This window comes from Fulvivirga sp. M361 (assembly GCF_007097395.1).
Taxonomy (GTDB): domain Bacteria; phylum Bacteroidota; class Bacteroidia; order Cytophagales; family Cyclobacteriaceae; genus Fulvivirga.
The window spans coordinates 14,871-36,168 of the sequence record NZ_VKDC01000048.1; the positions used below are offsets into that span (position 1 = coordinate 14,871).

Here is a 21,298-nt window from a genome sequence, read left to right on the forward strand (position 1 = left end):
ATTTTTAGGTTGAACATGTGTTTGAAAGGGGGTGTTGCAGCACTCCCTTCTTCATTTTTATATCATTTATTTTACTATTATCGTCCGGTTTTTTATTTCAAATTTTACCACCTCGGTTTTCTCAATAAGCTTCAAAACGCTTCCAATATTTTCATAGCGCTCAATTTCTCCCGTAAGCCTGACTTTGCTTACCTCCGTATTTTCAAAGAATACATCCACATCATACCAGCGCGCGAGGGTAGACATGATTTCACCCAGGTCCTGATGATCGAATACAAACAGGTCTTCTACCCAACCCATGTGCGACTCAATATCCACAACTTGTTTGCTGATCCCCCCGGTTAACTTGTTGAATAATGCCTGTTCTCCCGGGACCAGATAGGTGGTTTGATCGGCTATCGCATCATCTACTTTTACACTGCCTTCCATTAATGTGGTGGCAATGTTCTTTTCATCGTAAGAGGATATAGTGAACTGAGTTCCTAAAACAGAAACTACCTGGTCTTCCGTAATTACCTCGAAAGGTCGCTCAGGATCCTCTCTGACATCGAAAAAGGCTTCTCCTTTCAGCTGTACCCTTCTATTCTTTCTGCCAAAACTTACAGGGTATGTTAGTGTAGTTTCAGAGTTTAGTACTACCTGGGTACCGTCTGCCAGTAATAGGGCATATTTCCCACCTCTGGGCACCACCAATGTGTTTTTACGGTACAAGGCTTCACGACTATTGGATTCGCTGTAGACCAGTTGTTCACCGTCTGAAGCTATAGAGACACTATCGTCCATTAGGTTAAGGGGATTTCCTTCCAATGCCACGGTACGGCCATCCGCCATGATCAAAGTCGCTTTACTTGAACCGGGAACGATCCGGGATTGCTGCCGGACCGGTAGATCAGGTCTGGGGGGGCTGAGGGTGAAATACGTAGCCAGTGTTGCCAGGGCCAGGCTGACGGCTGCCGCATAATACCATTTGCGTTTGGCCTTTTTCCCGGGTTTGGTCTTTACTATTTGCCGGTTGATCTTTTTCCAGGCTTCTTCAGTAGATAAGGTTTGGGGAGGATGCTTTTGTTTATGATAAGCTACCACACGTTCATAATACTTCTTGTTCTCAGGATGCTTACCTATCCAGTCAGCCAGTTGCTGCTCTTCTGACTTGCTGATGGAAGAATGAATTTTCCTCCAAATGATCTCGATGTCTATGTCAATCTTTTCCATAAGGTTATTGTGATGACAATTACCTATCGAAAACGGGTGACAAAAAATTCTAAAATCTTCTTAAAAAGTGTGGTTTTATTTTTTTAAGGAATGAAAAAACCATGCTTTCTACTGTAAATCAGCTAAAAAAGATTAAAAAGGTATGTTTAGGATAAGCAATAAAGTAAGGGCCTTATTCGAAATTCTCATTTCCATTTTGAGTTTAGACTTCCCTCGCTGTAGTTGTGTTTTAATTGTATTTTCGGAAATATTTAAGATCTCGGAGATCTCAGAGATTTTCTTATTTTGAGAATATTTTAATTGAATGATCTCACGGACCTGCCTGGGTAGCTTTTGGATGGCCTCACGAAGTTGTTCTTCCAGGTTAAGATCAATGCGATTACTTTCAGTGTAGTAGTTGATCAACCCTTCAATAAACAGTAAATCATTTTGGTCTCTTACCCGGATCTTTTTTAACCGGTTAAGGCAGCTGTTTTTTACACTGGCAAACAGGTAGGCATCCAGTGACAAGTTAATTTTTAACCGATCTGCTTTTTCCCATATACGGATAAAGGTACTTTGAACCACATCTTCGGCTTCCGTATGGTCCAGCAGATAAGAGTTGGCAAATCGCACAAGGGGGCCATAATATTCATTAAACACTGCGCAAAAGCAGGCTTCGTCACCTTTTTTGAGGTTACGGATCACTATGTTTTGATCTGTGGTCAATAGGTTAAAGTTATTCTTAAATATAAATTTAAAATTTCTTAATTGTTAGCCAATTGTTATTTAGCACGGGCCTGTCATATGCAAGTCTATGCTGCATTACTTAATGAATGGATCGAATACCTATCACCTGAAGGACTTCATTACGCTGGTTTTCAGCGGTTAATTCATTAATTTCCTCTGGTTACTCCAGGGGTTAACAGCTGTCCCATGACACGCCGGGCTTGTTCAAATAAATTTATGCCTACTTGTAGTTTTTCAATGCTTTCTTGGTAAATGCGGATAATACCAGTTTTCCACTCATAGCCGCTCTTTCTTCCAGTAACCGGTCCCAATGTTCATACCCTTGCCAGAATACTTCCTTCAGTGCCGAACGCGCTTCGGGGTTCGTGGCCACAAGGTATTTTGCCAATTTCATTACAGCAGTATCTAATGACGTAATATCTTCGAAAACATCTGCAAATAACCCTTGGCTTCGCGCCCATTCTGCCGGATAGAAATTATCCGCATTTATCGTCATTTGACTCATAGCGGAAAGGCCGATTTTGCGTTCTACTGCAGGTCCAACTACAAACGGGCCGATACCTACATTAAGTTCACTTAGTTTTACACTCGCAAATTTAGTAGCCATGCAGTAATCCACCGTGGCAGCTATTCCAACTCCGCCACCTACGGCTTTACCCTGAACACGACCTATGACAAGCTTTGGGCAGCGACGACATGCATTGATCACTTGTGCAAAACCCATGAAGAACTTTTTACCTGTTTCAAAGTCATCAATATGTACGAGTTCGTCGAAACTGGCCCCGGCGCAAAAGGTACGGTCACCACCGCTTTTAAGTATAATGACAGACACACTGTCATCCTCTCCACAGGATGTAATGGTATCCGCTAATTTCTTGAGAATGGTACCGGGCAAAGAATTGTGTGCCGGATGAAAAAATTCTATTTCTGTGATGCCTTCAGGAGAATCATGACGGGTAACGTATGCTTCCATTAATACTTGGTTGTTAATTTATAATTAATTGATTTTCAGTTATTTAACTTGGTATTCATTTAGATTAGTTTATCAATCCAAATTGCTGAAAATGATGATGATAGTGCTTTCTGTTCAGGAGGTCCCATAATTCTTTATCCAGCATACCGAAAACGGTATTGGGCATACTGGCGTCCGGATTTTCTTTGAAATACGCTTCAAAGGCGTCATAAGCCGTTAAGAGGGCATCTTTTGCTTCTTCAAGATTAGCATGCTTCAACTCGGTGAGCTTTCCTTCTTCCATTAAAGGGTGTACATGGTTTTTAGGCATAGGCTCATAGGTAAACAATGAGTCCTGAACACGTTCGATATACTTTTCGGGTGTTGCGATCTCTGTCGGGTATTTACCAATGGACATTAAATGGAAAAACTCAATATGCTCTACCATGTGCTGTGATGTCATGATACCCCACTTGGGTTTAGCTTCAGCAGTTAGTTTTGCCAGTCCTTCTTGTATGAATGCTTTATTCACGTTATGGAAAGGGCATTTCTTTTGTACCAATGTGAGAATAGTGGCAAAGGCCACCAGCTCCCCGTCTTCGTCCAGTATTTCTTCATACCATTTAACCACACCGGAAGGAAACTCCCTTCCCCGGCTGTCCCGGTCTGTTTTTTCTTTGCAGGTCAGTCGTACCTGGATGGTATCATTATGATAGATAGGGCGAATAAAGCGGCATTCGTCCAGTCCGTAATTAGCGCCCACCGGTCCTTTGCCAGGATCAACAAACAAGCCGGCTCCGGCAGACAATAGGAAATAACCATGTGCGGCCCTCTTCTCAAAGATGGTGCCTTTTAGCGATGTGATATCCGTATGTGCGTAGAAATGATCCCAGGTGAGGTTGGCAAAGTTTATAATATCAGTATCGGTGACCGTTCTTTTATGTGTAGTAACAGACATACCCGGCCGGATGTCTTCAAAATGATATTGAAAAGGATGTTTTGGTGTTTCTGTTACTTTAGCACCAGGTTGATATTGCTGTGTAATGGCGGTCAGCGTAGTAGGGGTGCCCTGAATGGCGCAACGTTGCAGGTAGTGTTTAACTCCTCTTGTACCTCCCATTTCCTCACCACCACCGGCACGTCCGGGGCCTCCGTGAGATAGCAGCGGCATAGGTGATCCATGCCCGGTGCTTTCCTTCGCACTTTCCCGGTTTAATACCAGTATCCTGCCATGGTGAGAAGCCGCTTCCAAGGCAAATTCACTGGCTATGCTGTCATCGAAAGTACTGATAGAGCTTACTAGGGAACCTCTGCCCATTTGGGTCAATGAAATGGCTTCGCCAAGATCTTTGTACGGAAGTATAGTGCTTACCGGCCCGAATGCTTCGGTCTCATGGACTTTTGTTTTTTTGAAAGGGTCTTTATTCAGAAAAACCAGTGGCGAATAAAAGGCGCCTTTACTCCATTCTGCGTCGATGACATCCGAAGATGTGTCAGGGTCGCCGATCACCAATTCACATTCCTCTATTAACTCTTTGACTTTGGCGTTTACTTCTTCCACCTGTTCTTTGCTGACCAGTGACCCCATGCGTACTTTTTCATTTTCAGGATTGCCTATGGTCACTTTTTTCAGCTGTTGCCATAATGCGATCTGGAAATCTTCCACTACATTTTCAGGTACGATGATCCTGCGAATGGCCGTACATTTCTGTCCGCATTTTGTGGTGATCTCTTTGCGTACTTCTTTAACAAAAAGGTCGAATTCCGGGGTCCCGGGCACTGCATCTTCCCCCAGTACCGCGGCATTCAGACTGTCCGCCTCCATGTTAAAGGGAATCGCATTGTGAATGATGTTAGGAGCAGACTTAAGTATTCTACCCGTAGTAGCTGATCCTGTAAATGTCACGATGTCCTGCTCATTTAAGGGATCGAGTATGCCCTCTCCCGGCCCGCAGACCAACTGTAAAGCTCCTTCCGGAAGTATTCCGGAGTCTATGATATCTTTTACCATGGCCTGGGTAAGATAGGAGGTAGGTTCTGCTGCTTTAACGATGGCAGGCATTCCAGCTAACCAATTTACCGCACATTTTTCCAGCATACCCCAGATAGGGAAGTTGAACGCATTGATATGAACGGCTACACCCCGCTTGGGTACCATGATGTGGTGTCCTATGAATGTACCCTCACGTGATAAGTTGGCTAACTCGCCATCTACGTGAAAGGGGGTATTGGGAAATTGCTTGCGTAGACTTGCGTAGGCGAAGAGCGTGCCGATACCACCGTCAATGTCTATCCAGCTATCGGCCTTGGTAGCTCCGCTCTGGTAGCTGACAGGGTAGTAGTCCCGCCTTTTTTTATTAAGGAATAAAGCCAGTTTTTTGAGCATCATACCGCGCTCCTGGAAGGTCATTTTACGGAGGTTGACGTTTCCTACATTCCGACCATATTCAGCCATAGCTTCAAAGGAAAGCCCTTCACTGCCACATAGGGCAATCATGTCACCTGAAATGGCATTATACTGTGGAGTGCCTTCTCCTTCAGGAGCAACCCATTTTCCACAAGCAAAATTTTCTAGTCTGGTCATAGCAGTTTGTTGATCTTATCGTTCGTTGACTATAGTTTAAACACGTTCTAATATAGCAGCATAGCCCTGTCCGACACCTACACACATGGTGACCAGGGCATATTTTTTCTGTTGCAATTGAAGCTCTAATGCCGCGGAATAACAGATTCTGGCACCGGTTACTCCCAAGGGGTGACCGATGGCGATAGCACCACCATTGGGATTGATTCTTGGGTCGTCATCTTTCAGGCCCCAGGCCCTGATACACGCGAGACTTTGTGCCGCAAACGCTTCATTTAACTCAATGATGTCTACCTGGTCCATGGTGATCCCGGCACGTCTGAGCGCTTTATTGGAAGCTTCTACCGGACCGATCCCCATTATCCTGGGTTCGACACCTGCCACAGCGGCGCTTACGATCCTGGCCATAGGTTTAAGGCTGTATTTCTCAACGGCTGTTTCTGAGGCAATTAGCGTTGCTGCAGCTCCATCGTTCAGCCCGGAAGAGTTTCCTGCGGTTACCGAGCCGCCTTTACGAAATGCAGGACGTAGCTTTGCCAGTACTTCCAGGGTACTACCCGGCTTAATGAACTCATCCTGATCAAATACGATGGGATCAGCTTTCCTTTGCTGGATCTCTACCGGTACAATTTCTTTTGCCAGGCGGCCATTGTCTTTTGCAGCAGAAGCTTTCATTTGCGAGTGATAAGCAAACCGGTCCTGGTCTTCACGGCTGATGTGGTATAAGTCTACGAGGTTTTCAGCCGTCTCACCCATGCCGTCTGTACCGTATAACTCTTTCATTTTTGGGTTGATAAAACGCCATCCGAAACTGCTGTCGTACATTTGAGCGTCCCGGCCAAACGGTTTGGATGTTTTTGAGATCACCCACGGTCCCCTGGTCATGTTTTCCACACCACCGGCGATAAACAGGTCTCCTTCACCTGTTTTGATAGCTCTGCCGGCATGAATGACAGCAGCCAACCCTGAAGAACATAAGCGGTTTACCGTTTCTCCGGGCACCGACCATGGCATACCCGCTAACAACAGGCACATACGGGCCACGTTCCTGTTATCTTCACCTGCCTGGTTAGCACATCCCATGATCACATCTTCGTAAGCTTCGCCGGGAATGGCAGGGTTTTTTTTGATCAGTTCTGAGATAACCAGGGCACCCAGGTCATCTGTCCTTACTGTGGATAACATTCCGGTAAAATTGCCAATAGGTGTCCGGACACCATCTATGATGAAAGCTTCTTTCAAGGTTGATCTATTTTATATTTAAAACTTCTTTACTCGACCGGTATACAGTGCCTCTGAAAAAATAGTACTGCTCTCCGGTTTCCTTATGCGATACCAGTACGTCAAAATCGGCAGTTTTGTGAGTGATATTGAGTGACTTTGCTTCTGCTATCAGGATATCACCCTCTTTGGCCGACTTCGAGAAATTCATGGAGCCTTGAATGGAGACAGAGACTCTGCCGTATGAATTGGAAGCAAATGCAAAAGCACTATCCGCAAAGGCATAGGCCATACCGCCGTGCAGGATGCCGAAACCGTTCAGCATCTCTTTTTTTACCGTCATTTGTATTTTACAATGACCTTCTTCTATGTGGATAGGCGTTATCCCCATCCATTGACTGCAATAGTCGGTTTCCATCATATGGTCATAAACAGCTTTGGCCTGGTGAGTCATGAATTTGTGCAGTTAGTCGTTAATTACCGTACTGTTTTCAAAAAACAACTTTTCTTCCCTTGCCATCTGACGTAAAAGTCCACTGCAACGATAGCGGTCTTCGTGGTATAACTCATATAACTCGTCCATTCGGTTTACACAAGTAAGGATACCGATCTCATCTGCCCAATGGAGTAAGCCTTTAGGGTAGTTTACTCCCGTAGTCATGGCGATATCAATGTCCTCTTTACTTGCGATACCCATATGTACCGTGTCAGCGGCTTCATTGATGAGCATGGCCAATATGCGCTGTAAGATAAGTTCCCCAAGTGCATGGTCCTGGTCAGGACCAGGTGAGGTCTTGCCTTCGGCATACTCATAATACCCGCGCCCACTTTTTCTTCCAAGATAACCCGCTTCCGTCAGTCTTTTTTGTGTGAAGGACGGCTTGTATCGGGGGTCGTAATAGAAGGCGTTGAACACGGTTTCCGTTACCGTATAATTGACGTCATTTCCTATAAAATCCATTAACTCGAAAGGCCCCATACGGAAGCCCCCTAGTTCTTTCATTGACCAGTCGATAGTGGCGAAGTCGGCAATGCCTTCTTCGTATATCCTGAGGGCCTCACTGTAGAACGGTCGGGCTACTTTATTGACAATAAACCCGGGAGTATCCTTAGCCATTACAGTAAGTTTTCCCCAGCTATTGATCAAATTCCGTGTTTTTTCAGCGATCTTATTACTGGTTTGAATGGCAGGGACTATTTCTACCAGTTTCATCAATGGAGCCGGATTAAAGAAATGTATCCCGATAAAACGCTCCGGCTTTTTCAGGGCCGCTGCTAAAGATGTTACGGATAGGGAAGAGGTATTGGAAGCCAGTATACAATCGTCCGAAACATATTGTTCTAATTCACTAAAAACCCCCTTTTTTATGTTCGCATCTTCAATGATCGCTTCAATGATGAGGTTACTTGAAGTGAAATGATTTAATTCATTGATATATTGAATGTTATTTATAACAGAGTGCTTTTTTTCTTCCGTTATTTTCTCCTTTTCAACCAGTCGGGCCAGTACTTTTTCTAACGTATGAGCACTGTTTTTTAAAGCTTCAGGGCTGCTGTCAAATACCAGTGTCCGGCATCCGGAAGTGGCTGCAATCTGAGCAATACCACTACCCATGGTGCCACCACCGATCACACCCACAGTTAAAGGTTTCAATCCATCGTTGATGTTTGTGTTACTCATGGTTTTATTTTCCTTTAAAAACGGGCTTTCTCTTTTCTACAAATGCGCTAACTCCTTCCGAGTAATCTTCCGTGGAAGCGGCTTTTAATTGTAATGTCGTTTCTAACTTCATTTGTTCTTCAAAGGTATGGCCAAGTGAGGCATTGAATGCCCTTTTGGTCAGACCTAATCCTTTGGTAGGCATTTTGGCCAGTTTAGCCGCTATTTGTTGCACTTCCTGTTCAAAAGTATCTTGTGGAAAGTACTTATATATCATGCCTATTCGTTCTGCTTCTTGTGCAGGAACTTTATCGCCTAACATGGCCAATGCACTGGCCTTTGCCATACCTACTGTTCTTGGTAATGTAAAAGTACCTCCGCTGTCAGGGATCAAGCCTATGGCGCTGAATGCCTGTATAAAGCTGGCAGTCTCTGACGCTACTACAATATCGCAAGCCAAAGCGAAGTTAGCCCCGGCGCCCGCAGCCACACCGTTGACAGCGGCTATTATCGGTTTTTCTATGCTTCTTAACCGGAATAATATGGGCTCATAGTGCTCGGTCATAAGCACTTCAAAGCCTGGGTTAAGGTCAGGTGAAGTAACTTCTTTCAGATCCTGACCGGCGCAAAAAGCCTTTCCGTTTCCCGTAAGAATAATAGCGCGTACCTCGTCCTCTTTTGCGCATTGATCCAGTGCTTTGATCAAAGCATGAGCTAATGCCGCATTTACACTGTTAAAAGCTTCCGGCCGGTTTAATGTTATAGTGGCTATGTTTTGCTCAATGCTGAAGAGTATGGGGTCCATAAATGGTGTCAGTTTTTATTGGTGGATTGAAGTGGATTATGATTGAAGTTACTTAAGGCATTTGAAGTAATCAAAGGGCTCCAGGCAGTCTTCGCACTGGAAAAGGGCCTTGCAGGCGGTAGATCCGAACTGACTGACCATGCGTGTATTGGTAGATCCGCAATTCGTACATTTCACTATTCGCCCCCCTTCCAGTAGTGCCTGCTTATCCAGCTCAGCACTTAGGGGTGAGGCAATGCCATATTCTTCCAGTTGTTGCCTGCCGCGTGCAGTGATCCAATCGGTAGTCCAGGCGGGTGATAATACGAGCTTCACTTTCACTTCGAATCCTTCCTTTTGTACGGCCTTTGTGATATCATCTGCAATGGTATCCATAGCCGGACATCCGGAGTAGGTAGGGGTGATGTCTATATACACCTTATTACCTTCTATGTTGACCTTTCTGATCACTCCCATATCCATGACAGACAACACCGGGATTTCAGGATCGGAAACCTGCCAGAGCGCTTGCTCTACTTGTTTATTTTCTATATGTGGCGATGACTCTACCACTGCATGTCCGGATAAGCCCGTTGCATGTATTGAAGGTCTGATAATATGAATCCGAGATGCTCGGAATGAATACCCGTTTTGCCTTTCGCCATTCTTGGAGCACTTTCAGGGATTTTTAAAGTAGCGTCGGCCAGCACTTCTCCGATGGTCGTCATGCTTTCCTCTTTAATACGAGAAAGGTCCGCACCTATCTTTAGCTCTTTCATTTCTTTTTCTATATCGGTTTCCTGGAAAAGCTCAAAAATGAAAGGGTAGAGGTGTTCTATGGCCTTTTGCATACGTTGATGGCTTTCGTCCGTGCCATCACCCAGTCTTTTTACCCATTCGGAAGAAAACCGTAAATGATAACGGGCTTCTTTCACCGATTTATGCGCTATGGCAGCGATAGTTTCATCTTTACTTTCTGTGAGTTGTTTGAGTAGAGGTAAGTGGTAGCTGTCGTACAGGAATTGACGCCCGATGACATGTCCGAAATCTTCATTGGGTTGCTCAACCAGCAGTACATGTCGATATTCACGGTCTTTACGTAAGAAAGCAATTGTATCTTCGGTAAATTCCCCGCCTTTTACCTCAGCGGCATATTGAAAATAACTTCTTACCTGCCCAAACAGGTCCAGGGAGATGTTTGTCAATGCAATATCGGTTTCCAGGTTTGGGCCATGTCCGCACAACTCTGATAACCGGTGTCCCAGTATCATAGAGTTGTCCCCCAACATAAGCAGGTATTCGTATAACTTGTTGTTCATTTAAATATGCTTTAATTCGTCAGGTAGGTCATAAAATGTGGGATGGCGATATACTTTGTCCTGTGCAGGCTCAAACAGCTCGCCATTATGCTCAGGGTTGGAAGCCATGATATGCCTGGATTCCACTACCCATATACTAACACCTTCCGCTCTCCTGGTGTAAACGTCACGGGCATTTTCCATTGCCATATCACTGTCTGCAGCATGTAAACTGCCCACATGACGATGTTCCAGGCCGTTTTTACTTCTGATAAACACCTCAAATAAAGGCCATTCTTTCTTTTTCATCTTTTAAGCTTGTTTGACTAATAACCAGTTGCTCATTAACAATATCCAGTAAGCAGTTTATGCGCTTTTCTTTACTACCTTATTATTCTGCCGCTTTTCTGCATGTGCAATAGCTGCATCTCTTACCCATTCGCCATTGTCCCATGCATCGTTCCTTGCCTTCAACCTTTCCTTATTACAGATACCATTGCCATTTACTACCTGCCAGAATTCGTCCCAGTCGATAGGGCCGAAATCATAGTGACCTTTCTCTTCATTCCATTTAAGGTCTTGATCGGGGATCGTTAAACCAATGTAGTCTGCCTGAGGCACGGTATTATCCACAAACTGTTGTCTTAATTCATCATTGGTCTTTCGTTTGATCTTCCAGCGTACCGACTGTGCCGTATTAGGTGAATCTTCATCACGCGGGCCAAACATCATTAAGGAGGGCCACCACCATCGGTTCAGGGCATCCTGAGCCATTTCTTTTTGCTCCGGCGTTCCATTGGCAAGGGTTAACATGATCTCATAGCCCTGACGCTGGTGGAAGCTTTCTTCTTTACAGATTCTTACCATCGCCCTGGCATACGGACCGAAGGAAGTACGGGTAAGCATCACCTGGTTGATGATAGCAGCTCCGTCTACCAGCCAGCCGATTGCCCCAATATCTGCCCAACTTAGGGTAGGGTAATTGAAGATGCTGGAATACTTGGCTTTGCCGGAATTCAATTGTTCCATCATTTCATCACGTGTGATGCCCAATGTTTCAGCGGCACTGTACAGGTATAATCCATGACCGGCCTCGTCCTGTACTTTGGCTAGCAAGGCTACTTTTCTTCTCAAAGTCGGGGTTCTGGTAATCCAGTTCCCTTCCGGGAGCATTCCTACTACTTCAGAATGTGCATGTTGCGAGATCTGCCGTATATGTGTTTTACGATATTTCTCAGGCATCCAGTCTTTCGCTTCGATGCTTTCGCCTGCGTCTATTCTCTCGTTAAATCGCTCTTCTAAACTCTTGATATCCATTGCGCTCATTTTTTACTAATTTTCTTAAACGTCAAAGTTTACTACTACCTTGTCCGAGGTGGGTATTGACTGGCAGGTTAATATGAATCCATCTTTCACCTCCTCACCCTCCAGTGCATAATTGACTAACATATCTACCGAACCTTCGACTAATTTTGCCTTGCATGTACAGCAAACCCCTCCTTTACAGGCAAACGGCAGGTCCGCTGAATTGTTCAAAGCGCTGTCCAGAATGTTACCTTCTCCCTGCGGAACTTTAAATGTCAGTGTTTTACCCCCTTCATGGATCGTAACGTCAGCCATTTTACCCTTGAATTTATTGTCTGCTTTTTTGCTTTTAGCGGTAACCGGTGTGCCGAAGAGTTCAAAATGGATCTTCTTCTCATTTATCCCTTCCGAGGTTAAAAAGTCTTTGATGGCAAAGATCAAGGGTTGTGGTCCGCATATGAATACTTCGTCTATTTCTTCTTTATCACACAAACCGTTGTTAAACAGTTGCTTTAATTTTTCTTCATCCAACCTGCCGTTCAATAAGTGTACGTTACGTTGTTCTTCGTCAAGGATATGAAATAGTTCAAATCGTTCCATATGCAGGTTTTTCAGCGCTTCCAGTTCTTCCCTGAGTATGATGGAAGAGACCGTTCTATTGAGATAAAATAGCTGGATGCTGGTATCCGGCTCCTGCGTTAGGTGTGTTTTGATGATGGAGAGCATTGGTGTAATACCACTACCGGCTGCAAAGGCTACAATGTGTCTGGGTTTGGTAGCGTTGATCTCCACAAAAAACCGGCCGGCAGGCGGAGCAACTTCCAACGTATCACCTACTTTCAGATGGTCGTTTACAAAAGAGGAAAATCTTCCGTCCTGTATTTTCTTTACGCCAATTTTCCACTCTTTGTCCAAAGGACTCGAGCATAATGAATAAGACCTGCGAAGTTCTTCACCCTCAACTAAAGCTTTAAAAGTGAGGTATTGACCCTGGGTGTATTTAAAGGTGTCCTGAAGGTCTTCATTTACCTTCATGGTGACGATAGTACACTCGTCGGTGGTCTTTTCAAGATCACTTATTTCTAGTGGATAAAATTTCATAACTAATAATGATTAGCATAAAACTAACGATCATTAGTTAGACTTCCAAAATAATTACACCCGTATGCCGCCTAAGAGACACTGGATCAGGTGCTTCTCAAGATCAAGAGAATTTAAGTCGGAATGTTTGTCGTACCAGGAATAGAACCGTTGCAATGTAGTTAAAATGGAGAAAAGCGCAATTTCCGTATCTATTTCCCGGATATCTCCCTCCTGCATGGCCTGTACCAAAATGTTCCTGAAATTAGCTTCATAGTTTTCACGGAGTGCGGCATACTGTTCACGTTCCGGATTTTCCAGGTGTCTCCATTCTACCATCATCAGTGCCATGAGATCGGTGTGTTCTACCGAAAGGTGTACGTGCAGTCCGATCAGGCGCTCTAATTTTTCTATGGATCGGAGCGAGGATGACTTTATTTCCTGCATACCGTCCACGAACAGGTTAGCGCCTTGCATCAGCAAGTGGACCAGTATTTCATGTTTTGACTTGATATGGTTGTATAAACTGGCTGGTTTAATGCCGATTTCACTGGCAATGTCCTGCATTGAGGTAGTGGTGTAACCGTGTTTTCTAAACAGGTTGGAACCTATGCGTTGGATGGACTCTTTACGTGATAGATCTTTGGATATCATATTCGTTGTAAAGCGAATATAAGAAAATGCGTTTGACTGTGTCTTTGTTCTACCATTTAAACTGTAAGGTAGTGTAGAATGACCTGGGGTCTGAAGGGATAATACCAGGACCGGGGTAGCCTGTGGCACGTCTGGTGAAGTACTTTTCATCCATAAGGTTATTGATTCCCGCTTCTACTCTGAATTTTCCGATTTTATAAGAGGCTGAGAGATCTAGGATGCTGTAGGCAGGAATACTGCCAATGATGCCTTCACGACTATCTCCTTCTTCCGGCCGCGGTGTGTTTTGCGCGTCGGTATATTGTTCTGAGAGATAAGTGTATTGCAGGCTGCCCATGAAATTTTTATAACCAAAACTTACACCTGTTTTAAGGTTTACGGAAGGGATAAACTCTACCTGGCGCCCCTTGACATTATTGTCTTCACTATTCAGATATTCTGATCGGGTCAGGGCGATATTAATGAATGGATTTAGTCGAAATTGATCTTCATTGAGGCTTAGGAAATTCACTGCATTCCAATCCAGGAACATTTCAAAACCATAAATGATGGCATCGCCTATATTTTTTCTGACTCTGTCTCCCTTATTTTCACCTTCCTGAACCAGTATCGTACCAATTCTGTCATTATAAAACAATGAAAAGCCGCCAATATCGTAAGACAGGTTTTTTTGCCATTTACCGCGTATGCCGAAATCACCTGTAGCACCATTTTCGTCCTCAATTTCCGGATCGACAATAAAGGTAGGGTTGACTACCCGGATGTCGCTAAAGGTTACGGACCGGTAGTTTTGAGAGAGATTTGCATAAAACTCTAACCCCTGCGATTGCCGATAACTGGTGCCAAGTCCCAACAGGATGAAGGATCGATTGAAATCACGATTATCCGTAGTGTCCTGTCGTAATATCTCGTTACCGGCACGATCAAACCCTACTTCTGTATACTGACCTTCCGAAGCTGTTTTGATATGTTCAAACCGGAAACCGGGAGTTATGGACAGCTTATCATTCAGAAAGAAGATGTTTTCTCCGAACACGGCAATATTAGTGTTCGGGAAATCGAAACCGGACTGATGCGGGTAGGAGGGAAACTCACTGTTGCGAAAAGAAAAATCATCATCAAAAGCATTGCTACCGGGCCCTTGCCGTGAGGCATTGTTAGCACGGTAATATTTAGAACCTATCAGAAAAACGGCTTTTTTTCCGGATAATTCATAGCGTGTGAGCAAACGCGCTTCAGCCCCCCAATTATTAAATTCATCTTTTATCAGATCTCTTGTGAAAGCTTCTGAGTCATCTATTTCTGTAATAGGATTCCTTTCGGGGCGTTGTGGGTCGCCCCTGAAGCCCAGTGCATTTCTTTCGGCATCAAGGCCAAATACATTTAAGCTGAAGTCTGTACGGGTTGAGAATTTGTGTTTCAGTTTCAATGCCACAAGTCTCCAATCTACCTCGAACCAGTTTCTTTCCCTGTTACTTTGGTTAATGTTTTGCTCAAATTGGGTGTCCGTAAGTCCACCTGCCTGCTGGGCGAGATAGTGCAGGTAAGTAGTTTCCAGCGTCAGCGAAGTATTAGTATTCAGTGCATAATTAAATGAACCGAAATAATTGTAAGAATCAAAAGCCGAATTAGGCCGGAAACCGTCCCCCCGTTTGTAATTAAAATAGGTGTAGTAGCTGAACTTACCCGTTGTGCCTGACATACTATTGAAGCTGGTAAAGAGCCCAAAAGACCCCACAGACTGGCGTGACAACAGCTCTATTTTTTTAGTAGCATGTGGCTTTTTGAATTTAAAATTGATCAATCCGCCAAACTGTGAGCCATATTGAAGTGAGGCAGCGCCGCGTATGACCTGTATTTCACTCAAAGCCTCTGCAGGCGGAGTATAATAACTTTCGGGGTAGCCCAGTACATCTGCACTAATATCATAGCCACTTTGACGGGTATTAAAGTTAGCTGTTCGGTTGGGGTCTAATCCACGCCCCCCGATATTCAATTGCAGACCGGCATCGTTATTTTCGTAAATGTTCAGCCCAACCACCTGCGAATAGATCTGGCGCGCATTATTAGCCGCAAAGTTTCCTACGGCATTGTCCAGCAAGACTACTTCTGATTTTTTACCCGCATAAATAGCAGTGCCCTCTACAGGGTTGAGTCTGCTCAAGCCGAATAGCTCTTCTTTTTGACGTCGGATGACCACCTCCGAAAGCTCATTGCTGAAAGGGGTCAGTGCTATTTTTAGCGTTTGGTCCTGAAAGATGGAGACTTGTTGTTTTAACGGATTGTATCCTATGGCAAAGACAGTGAGAAAATAGTCCCCCTTTTCTAATTGTGTAAAACGGAATTCACCTTTTGAGTTGGTCCGTTTAAGCTCTTTGGTAGTGTTGTTGAATACTTCTGCATTGCCGATAGGCTGATCTGTGTTAGCGTCCAGCACCAGACCTGATAGTTCAAATTGGGCCAAAAGCGGAGCATAGGTAAATGCAAAAAACAACAGCAGACTACAGACCTTTAATTTCATCGTTGAATGGTAATATCCAGTTTTTGTGTTGAAAAGAATCGTGTAATGCCGCCAGGTTTACTTTGGGGTCAATAAAGGGCTGGTTCCTGCGGCCGTTGAGGGCTACGTAACTATCAGTATATACCTGCACCTGCTGGTATCCCTGCTTTTCGCAATGTTCTTTCAAGAAATGGGCGTACTGTATCACGAAGTCCGGCTGGGTGGCCATTTGTTTTTCCTGCAAAGGTGTAAGAAAATCAGTATTATCTATATAAAACTGATGCTCAGTTACACCATCTACAATTTTAAAGTGCGCGTAACCCACTTTTTCCATCAGCATGACGCGCCAGGAAAACCGGTAGCCTTCTTCAGTCCAGAACAACTCCCCGGGATATGCCAGATGCCTGAAGGGAAAAATCAGTTGTAGCATAAAGAAAACGACCAATACCGTTAATTTCGGGCGACCGGCAGTTATCAGTTTTGTGGTCATTTTTCGTCCATTGTCAAATACCTGTTTCCGGGTGCGGCATAATTTTGCCAAACCTGCCAGAAAACGCTCGTGCAGGTCCGGGTTGAAAAAGATGGTGGTGCTTACAATCATGATGTACGGGAACATGCCAATGGGGAAAAGAGCGCCGGTAAGTACATGAAAGGTAACAACCAAAGCAAAGGCCATCCATCGGGTTTTGTTCCATAGGAGCAGAAAGGGGATACAGAGGTCATAGACTGCGCCACTCCAGCTGAACAGGTAGATGACCCAGGTTTTTTGCAAAAGCGCTCCCAGTAAAGGCAGGTCGTAGCTGGAAGGTAGCCATAGTTTTAAAGGCATGGCTTCTATGAGCCAATCCGAGTTTAATTTTGCCAGTCCTGCATAGAAATAAACTATGCCAAGGAGGAGTTTTATGGCATCTACAGACCAGGAGGGAATGTATTGGAAGGCTATTCCCGGGTTGCGCTTAGCATCTAATGAAAAGTAAGCATTGGCAGGCAGGAAGATCATTAAAAAGCTCAGGAGGCTGATGAAATAGTAGTGATTGAGATAAGTGGTTTTATCCATTAACTCAATGTAGGTAAAGCTCAGGAAGAAGGTTATGATGGCCAGTCGATAGCGATATCCCAGGCATACCGCCAATGCTGACAGTCCGCATAAGATGAATAACAGGTAGGTATATTCTCCCAGCGGTTTGACGAATTCAAACCCATAGTAGGAAAAGAAGAACTTTGGTTCGATGTAGAATTTTTCGATCCACCCATAGCTCCAGAAACGAACGATGCTCAAAAACATCATGGCTCCAAAAAAAATACGAAAGGCCGCAAGTGGTGCAGCCTTCGTGGTATTATGGAGATATGTGTTAATCCATGGCATCAGTCACCGTCAGCGTCTACAAAGTCTACGCGTATATTGAGGGCTGTGAACATGTCTACTTTCATTAAAGGAACAACAGCCTGTAATTCATTGTAAGCGCCGAGCATGGCCGTATTGTTGGTTTCTACCTCGTCAAAAAAGCTGTCTTTCAGCAACCCGCTGGTGCTTTGTGCTTTAGTGAACTGGCTGTTAATAGCAGTAGCCAGGTTTTCTCCTTCAGTGATCGTATTCAGGAAGGCCAGATACGTATTTAAGCCGGGTCCGGTACCGGCACCGTCAAAATGCTTGCCATTGAAAAAATCTATCGTAGCCTGTAAAGCTGCTTCAAACAATACTTTAGAGTACTTTTTTGAATAGAGACCTTCCACCCGGTCGCTTAGAGGAGAAGTGGAAAATACCCCGGCCGGGATGCCTATTTTACCTGCGCGAAGTGCTTTTTCATAGTAAAACATATAGTCATTGACCAACTTGTTTACCGAACTGCCTGCGGTGGATCCGTTGTTCTCTACAAACTCATCTCTAAACTCATCTTTCCAGTCGTCAAGTACTTCATTGGTCAAACTATTCAGGCGTGTAACCACCTGGCTTAAGTAAATACCGTACTTTGCATCTTGTCTAAATTGGTCTACAATATCCTCATCATTATCGGCAATCCCAAAAAGCAGATAATCCAATGCCGGAAAGCCTTGCTCATCCCGTGACGACGGTAGTTCTAGGTTAAAAGGAGGAACCCCGGAAGAAATACTGGACTCAATTTCCGCTGCATTTGCCGGGAAAATATTCGTAAAATCTCTTAAGGTCAATTCCTCTGCTTTTCCTATCTCAAACATGGAAACATGCTGCCAGGCGATGTAAGCTTCCAGCCAGGCAGTTCGAAGCTCTTCCAGGTTTTGGACCGATAAGTTGATTGTAAATTGATTTTCTGCGGTGGTCAGCTTTGCCAATGATGCTGCATATGCTTCGTAGGCTGGAATGATAATGTTATCCGCCCAGTTGATCAATAATGCCGATCGATCAAAACCATCTGATCCGGACCCGGGAGAATCGTCGCTACTGCACGCCCAGGCACCCATTACCAGTGTCAAACCAAATACTATCCGTCTTATCATTACGTTCTTCAATATTTTGTTAATGGTCTACTTATGATTCTCCTGCTTGTTCTACTGTGAAATTAAACTTAGCGGCAATGGCCTCAGACAAAGCATCTAGTGTAGCATCGGTAACATCCCATAAACCATTTTGCCCATCTCCTAAAAGATCTTCTAAAAAGCCGTCTACCTCAGCTTTTGTAAAGTATGGGGCATCGCTTCCCGGACGTCTTGTAAAGCGTAAGCTATAAATAAATCCGTACCCTTCGGACAGATCATGAAAAGTCGTTCCATATGCGGCTGTATTGTTTCGGTCATCCGGTAAAGCCATTTTTCCCTGTTGCAGATAATAAACGGCGCGTATTGCAATAACTTCGGAAAGTTTTTCTTTAATAATATCAGCCTGCTGGTCCCTTAACGTGTAGTCTTTGGCAACGATGGCTGCGCGTCCTAATTTGAAAGCGTTAAATATATCATCGGCTATTCCTGTGAAATCGGCATCGTTTTCTACGCGACCAACATATTTATTCAGAAAGCTGTCATCCTCACCAATAGTGGCATTAGGATTAGCTGTACTTGCAGAAGTACCGTACAGGTATCCGTAAGCCTCATCCCACTTGTGCTCCATGGTGGTATAATTTTTACCATCTGCTACTATATCGGCGTCATTTTCAGAGCGGTTATCCGCTTCATCCAAGACGGCGGTCCCAAGGTAATTGTTGAGTGCCTGATCCAGCATCAGTGCACCGATCAACGATTTGTTGACCAATTGGTTATATTCTAACCCATTGGCATTAACAAAACGTGTTGAACTGCCATCAGCAATTTGACCTGCTGTACCAGGCGCTGCTACGGTGAGCTCATTGGGGAAGACTTCACCTACCTGTTTTTCTATCCATTGTTCAAAATCTTCTTTAATTTGACTGGCTTCTATGGTATTGGCAGAAAAGAAATCACGTGAAGCGGCCGTTTTGCTTCGAATACTCTTGTCAGAACCATTCAGGTCCTCATTACCAAATGGATTAGCATCTCCACCGTCTGCGGTTTCATTTTTATACATCTCCAGTAATTCAAGTGTTGAGCTTTCAAAGTCTTTCATAGCACTGATCAACTCTTCCCCCATTAAGATCCGGGTAGTCTGTCCACTGAAAGAAACAGAACTTTGACCGTCTCTTTCAAAGGTGAAGGTGTCAGGAGCGGTTACTGAGGGGCCATTGTCATCGTCAGAACAGGCTGAAAATAAGATGAGTGAAAGACAAATGAGAGCGTTTAACTTATACATTGGAGTGTTTGATATTATTTAGACTGATTAAAAATAGTTGATGCAAATATATAAGCGGCGCCTAAATGCTCAAAGTTTATTTAGATTAATTTTAAATAAAATGATGAGAGCTATGCAAGACGGCCGAAAGCTTAGCGTACTTAACATCAACGATGATTTTAATCGAGAAGCCTTGGCTATTGAAATAGACTTAAGTCTTCCTTCAAATCTTGTGATCAGAACGTTACAATACTTAGAGGAAGAACAGGGCTTACCTCAAATGATCCGGGTGGATAATGGTCTAGAGTTCTCCTCTCATAATTTTAGGTGGTAGTGTGCTGCAAAGGGCCAGAGGGAATAGTAAATGGGTGTGGAAGCTGTGAATAGGAAAATTTCCACAGGAAGAGTTTTGTTTGCAATCACGCAAATGAGTTATATTACACCAATAGTATGATTATTGAATCCATAGATGAGCTCAGAAAAATGGGAACTATTAGAAAAACTGTTACTTTCACAGATCAACAGGATAAGTGGATCAAGGCTCAAATAGAAGCTGGAGAATTTACCAACGATAGTGAGTATTTGCGATACCTTGTCCGCCAGGATCAATCTAAAAATGCCAAGTTTTTAGCCTTAAAAGCTGCTATCCAAAAAGGTCTGGACAGTGGAATAAGCGAAAACAATATTCCTGATATTATGAAAGAGGTAGAAGAACGAATGAAGAAAGATGGGCGTTTATAGACTTTCAACAGAAAGTGAAAACGACATTGCTGGTGTTTATGAATATGGAATTGAAAAGTTCGGAATTTTACAGGCGCAAAACTATTTGTTAGGGATGCATGACTTATTTCAGACCTGAATTAAAAATCCTGATATTGGCCGGGATGCATCAGAATTTTCACGTTCATTAAAAAGATTTACTTATAAGTCCCATATGGTTTTTTATCTGAACAGCGATCCTGACATTTTAATCATTCGTGTATTGCATCATAGTATGGATTACCAGCGGCATCTATGAAAATATCATATTTGCAATCCCTACTCACCATACAATATTTCTCAAATCCCAATCGTTTACCAGCCCTCGAAAATCAGAGCACTTTTTTGTCGTTTTTGCCATTGAGAGGCATGTGAGAATGGCAAATGGATGCGGATTCTTCGTATCATTTTTAAGGTGTTTCCATTCTCATATTCTGCCAACGCAGTTTTTAACGCTATAAGCTTTTGCTTTTCAGATGTTGCTTCCGTTTGGAGACTTTCAAGATTCTTGATCTCTTCTTTTAATTCTTCTAATTGACCTCGAATGAAACTTTTCGTTCTAGCCAAATTAGATTGTATCCTAACTCGATAACATACACCTCCAAGAATCATGGCAAATAAAATGAAGTGTGATTCCGAAAGTGTGTAGGTAAAACAATTAATAGTCGTTTGGAACAGCGTGGCCATGCAGATGTATCTGTGCGCTGGCGGAGCGACTATGTTAACCCGCATTATTCATTGGGTTAAGAAATCTGATTTTAGATAAAACATAGAATGTACTGAGGAGTTGTTTAGCCACCCCTGAAGATATTTCAGATAATCTTTGAGAAAATAACATATTGATT

At 43.8% G+C, this 21,298-nt stretch carries 22 protein-coding genes; 3 read left to right on the forward strand and 19 right to left on the reverse strand.

What is annotated here, in order from left to right:
* Positions 1 to 66 precede the first annotated feature (66 nt).
* The 18 genes from FNH22_RS29025 to FNH22_RS29110 all read right to left on the reverse strand — a co-directional run bounded on the left by FNH22_RS29025 (position 67) and on the right by FNH22_RS29110 (position 19,715).
* Positions 67 to 1,212 (reverse strand): FecR family protein, encoded by a 1,146-nt coding sequence (locus FNH22_RS29025; RefSeq protein WP_143402034.1) that lies wholly within the window; start codon positions 1,210 to 1,212, stop codon positions 67 to 69.
* 132 nt (positions 1,213 to 1,344) lie between these two features.
* On the reverse strand, positions 1,345 to 1,920 hold the full coding sequence (locus FNH22_RS29030) for an RNA polymerase sigma factor (protein WP_185154481.1): 576 nt from the start codon (positions 1,918 to 1,920) through the stop codon (positions 1,345 to 1,347).
* A gap of 241 nt (positions 1,921 to 2,161) precedes the next feature.
* Entirely contained in the window at positions 2,162 to 2,914 is a 753-nt protein-coding gene (locus FNH22_RS29035) for an enoyl-CoA hydratase/isomerase family protein (RefSeq protein ID WP_143402036.1), read from the reverse strand.
* A gap of 64 nt (positions 2,915 to 2,978) precedes the next feature.
* Positions 2,979 to 5,477: a phenylacetic acid degradation bifunctional protein PaaZ gene (gene paaZ, locus FNH22_RS29040; RefSeq protein ID WP_143402037.1), complete on the reverse strand. Its 2,499-nt coding sequence runs from the start codon at positions 5,475 to 5,477 to the stop codon at positions 2,979 to 2,981.
* 36 nt (positions 5,478 to 5,513) lie between these two features.
* Complete coding sequence (pcaF, locus tag FNH22_RS29045; RefSeq protein WP_143402038.1) at positions 5,514 to 6,719, reverse strand: 3-oxoadipyl-CoA thiolase; 1,206 nt, start codon at positions 6,717 to 6,719, stop codon at positions 5,514 to 5,516.
* Between the two features lie 7 nt (positions 6,720 to 6,726).
* Entirely contained in the window at positions 6,727 to 7,152 is a 426-nt protein-coding gene (locus tag FNH22_RS29050; protein WP_143402039.1) for a hotdog fold thioesterase, read from the reverse strand.
* 12 nt (positions 7,153 to 7,164) lie between these two features.
* The gene (locus tag FNH22_RS29055) at positions 7,165 to 8,379 is read right to left on the reverse strand and encodes a 3-hydroxyacyl-CoA dehydrogenase NAD-binding domain-containing protein (protein WP_143402040.1); all 1,215 of its coding nucleotides are present in this window, start codon (positions 8,377 to 8,379) and stop codon (positions 7,165 to 7,167) included.
* 4 nt (positions 8,380 to 8,383) lie between these two features.
* On the reverse strand, positions 8,384 to 9,163 hold the full coding sequence (locus tag FNH22_RS29060; protein ID WP_143402041.1) for an enoyl-CoA hydratase-related protein: 780 nt from the start codon (positions 9,161 to 9,163) through the stop codon (positions 8,384 to 8,386).
* A 48-nt stretch (positions 9,164 to 9,211) separates the two neighbouring features.
* Positions 9,212 to 9,715: a 1,2-phenylacetyl-CoA epoxidase subunit PaaD gene (gene paaD, locus FNH22_RS29065; protein WP_143402042.1), complete on the reverse strand. Its 504-nt coding sequence runs from the start codon at positions 9,713 to 9,715 to the stop codon at positions 9,212 to 9,214.
* Positions 9,709 to 10,461 (reverse strand): 1,2-phenylacetyl-CoA epoxidase subunit PaaC, encoded by a 753-nt coding sequence (gene paaC, locus FNH22_RS29070; protein ID WP_143402043.1) that lies wholly within the window; start codon positions 10,459 to 10,461, stop codon positions 9,709 to 9,711. The genes paaD and paaC overlap by 7 nt, the downstream gene beginning before the upstream one ends.
* A complete protein-coding gene (paaB, locus tag FNH22_RS29075) occupies positions 10,462 to 10,749 on the reverse strand; it encodes a 1,2-phenylacetyl-CoA epoxidase subunit PaaB (protein WP_143402044.1) in 288 nt (95 codons plus the stop codon).
* Positions 10,750 to 10,806: 57 nt separating this feature from the next.
* Positions 10,807 to 11,757 (reverse strand): 1,2-phenylacetyl-CoA epoxidase subunit PaaA, encoded by a 951-nt coding sequence (gene paaA / locus FNH22_RS29080; RefSeq protein WP_255518182.1) that lies wholly within the window; start codon positions 11,755 to 11,757, stop codon positions 10,807 to 10,809.
* 24 nt (positions 11,758 to 11,781) lie between these two features.
* Positions 11,782 to 12,846 carry a 2Fe-2S iron-sulfur cluster-binding protein gene (locus FNH22_RS29085; protein WP_143402046.1) on the reverse strand — a complete coding sequence of 355 codons (1,065 nt, stop codon included), beginning with the start codon at positions 12,844 to 12,846 and terminating at the stop codon, positions 11,782 to 11,784.
* 54 nt (positions 12,847 to 12,900) lie between these two features.
* Entirely contained in the window at positions 12,901 to 13,479 is a 579-nt protein-coding gene (locus FNH22_RS29090; RefSeq protein ID WP_185154482.1) for a TetR/AcrR family transcriptional regulator, read from the reverse strand.
* Between the two features lie 49 nt (positions 13,480 to 13,528).
* On the reverse strand, positions 13,529 to 16,000 hold the full coding sequence (locus tag FNH22_RS29095) for a TonB-dependent receptor (protein ID WP_143402048.1): 2,472 nt from the start codon (positions 15,998 to 16,000) through the stop codon (positions 13,529 to 13,531).
* A complete protein-coding gene (locus tag FNH22_RS29100) occupies positions 15,981 to 17,345 on the reverse strand; it encodes an HTTM domain-containing protein (protein WP_143402049.1) in 1,365 nt (454 codons plus the stop codon). Before FNH22_RS29100 ends, FNH22_RS29095 begins: the two co-directional genes overlap by 20 nt.
* The gene (locus tag FNH22_RS29105) at positions 17,345 to 18,454 is read right to left on the reverse strand and encodes an imelysin family protein (protein WP_255518183.1); all 1,110 of its coding nucleotides are present in this window, start codon (positions 18,452 to 18,454) and stop codon (positions 17,345 to 17,347) included. The genes FNH22_RS29100 and FNH22_RS29105 overlap by 1 nt, the downstream gene beginning before the upstream one ends.
* Positions 18,455 to 18,485: 31 nt before the next feature.
* Positions 18,486 to 19,715 (reverse strand): DUF4856 domain-containing protein, encoded by a 1,230-nt coding sequence (locus FNH22_RS29110; RefSeq protein WP_143402050.1) that lies wholly within the window; start codon positions 19,713 to 19,715, stop codon positions 18,486 to 18,488.
* 100 nt (positions 19,716 to 19,815) lie between these two features.
* On the opposite strand from FNH22_RS29110, the gene FNH22_RS29115 reads away from it, so the two are divergent.
* The 3 genes from FNH22_RS29115 (at position 19,816) to FNH22_RS33010 (ending at position 20,712) form a co-directional block, all read left to right on the forward strand.
* Complete coding sequence (locus FNH22_RS29115; RefSeq protein ID WP_143402051.1) at positions 19,816 to 20,028, forward strand: transposase family protein; 213 nt, start codon at positions 19,816 to 19,818, stop codon at positions 20,026 to 20,028.
* Positions 20,029 to 20,144: 116 nt separating this feature from the next.
* Entirely contained in the window at positions 20,145 to 20,435 is a 291-nt protein-coding gene (locus tag FNH22_RS29120) for a type II toxin-antitoxin system ParD family antitoxin (RefSeq protein ID WP_221420378.1), read from the forward strand.
* A gap of 133 nt (positions 20,436 to 20,568) precedes the next feature.
* Positions 20,569 to 20,712: a type II toxin-antitoxin system RelE/ParE family toxin gene (locus FNH22_RS33010; RefSeq protein WP_370513205.1), complete on the forward strand. Its 144-nt coding sequence runs from the start codon at positions 20,569 to 20,571 to the stop codon at positions 20,710 to 20,712.
* A gap of 56 nt (positions 20,713 to 20,768) precedes the next feature.
* On the opposite strand, the gene FNH22_RS29130 is transcribed toward FNH22_RS33010, so the two are convergent.
* On the reverse strand, positions 20,769 to 21,020 hold the full coding sequence (locus FNH22_RS29130) for a hypothetical protein (protein WP_143402052.1): 252 nt from the start codon (positions 21,018 to 21,020) through the stop codon (positions 20,769 to 20,771).
* Positions 21,021 to 21,298 lie beyond the last annotated feature (278 nt).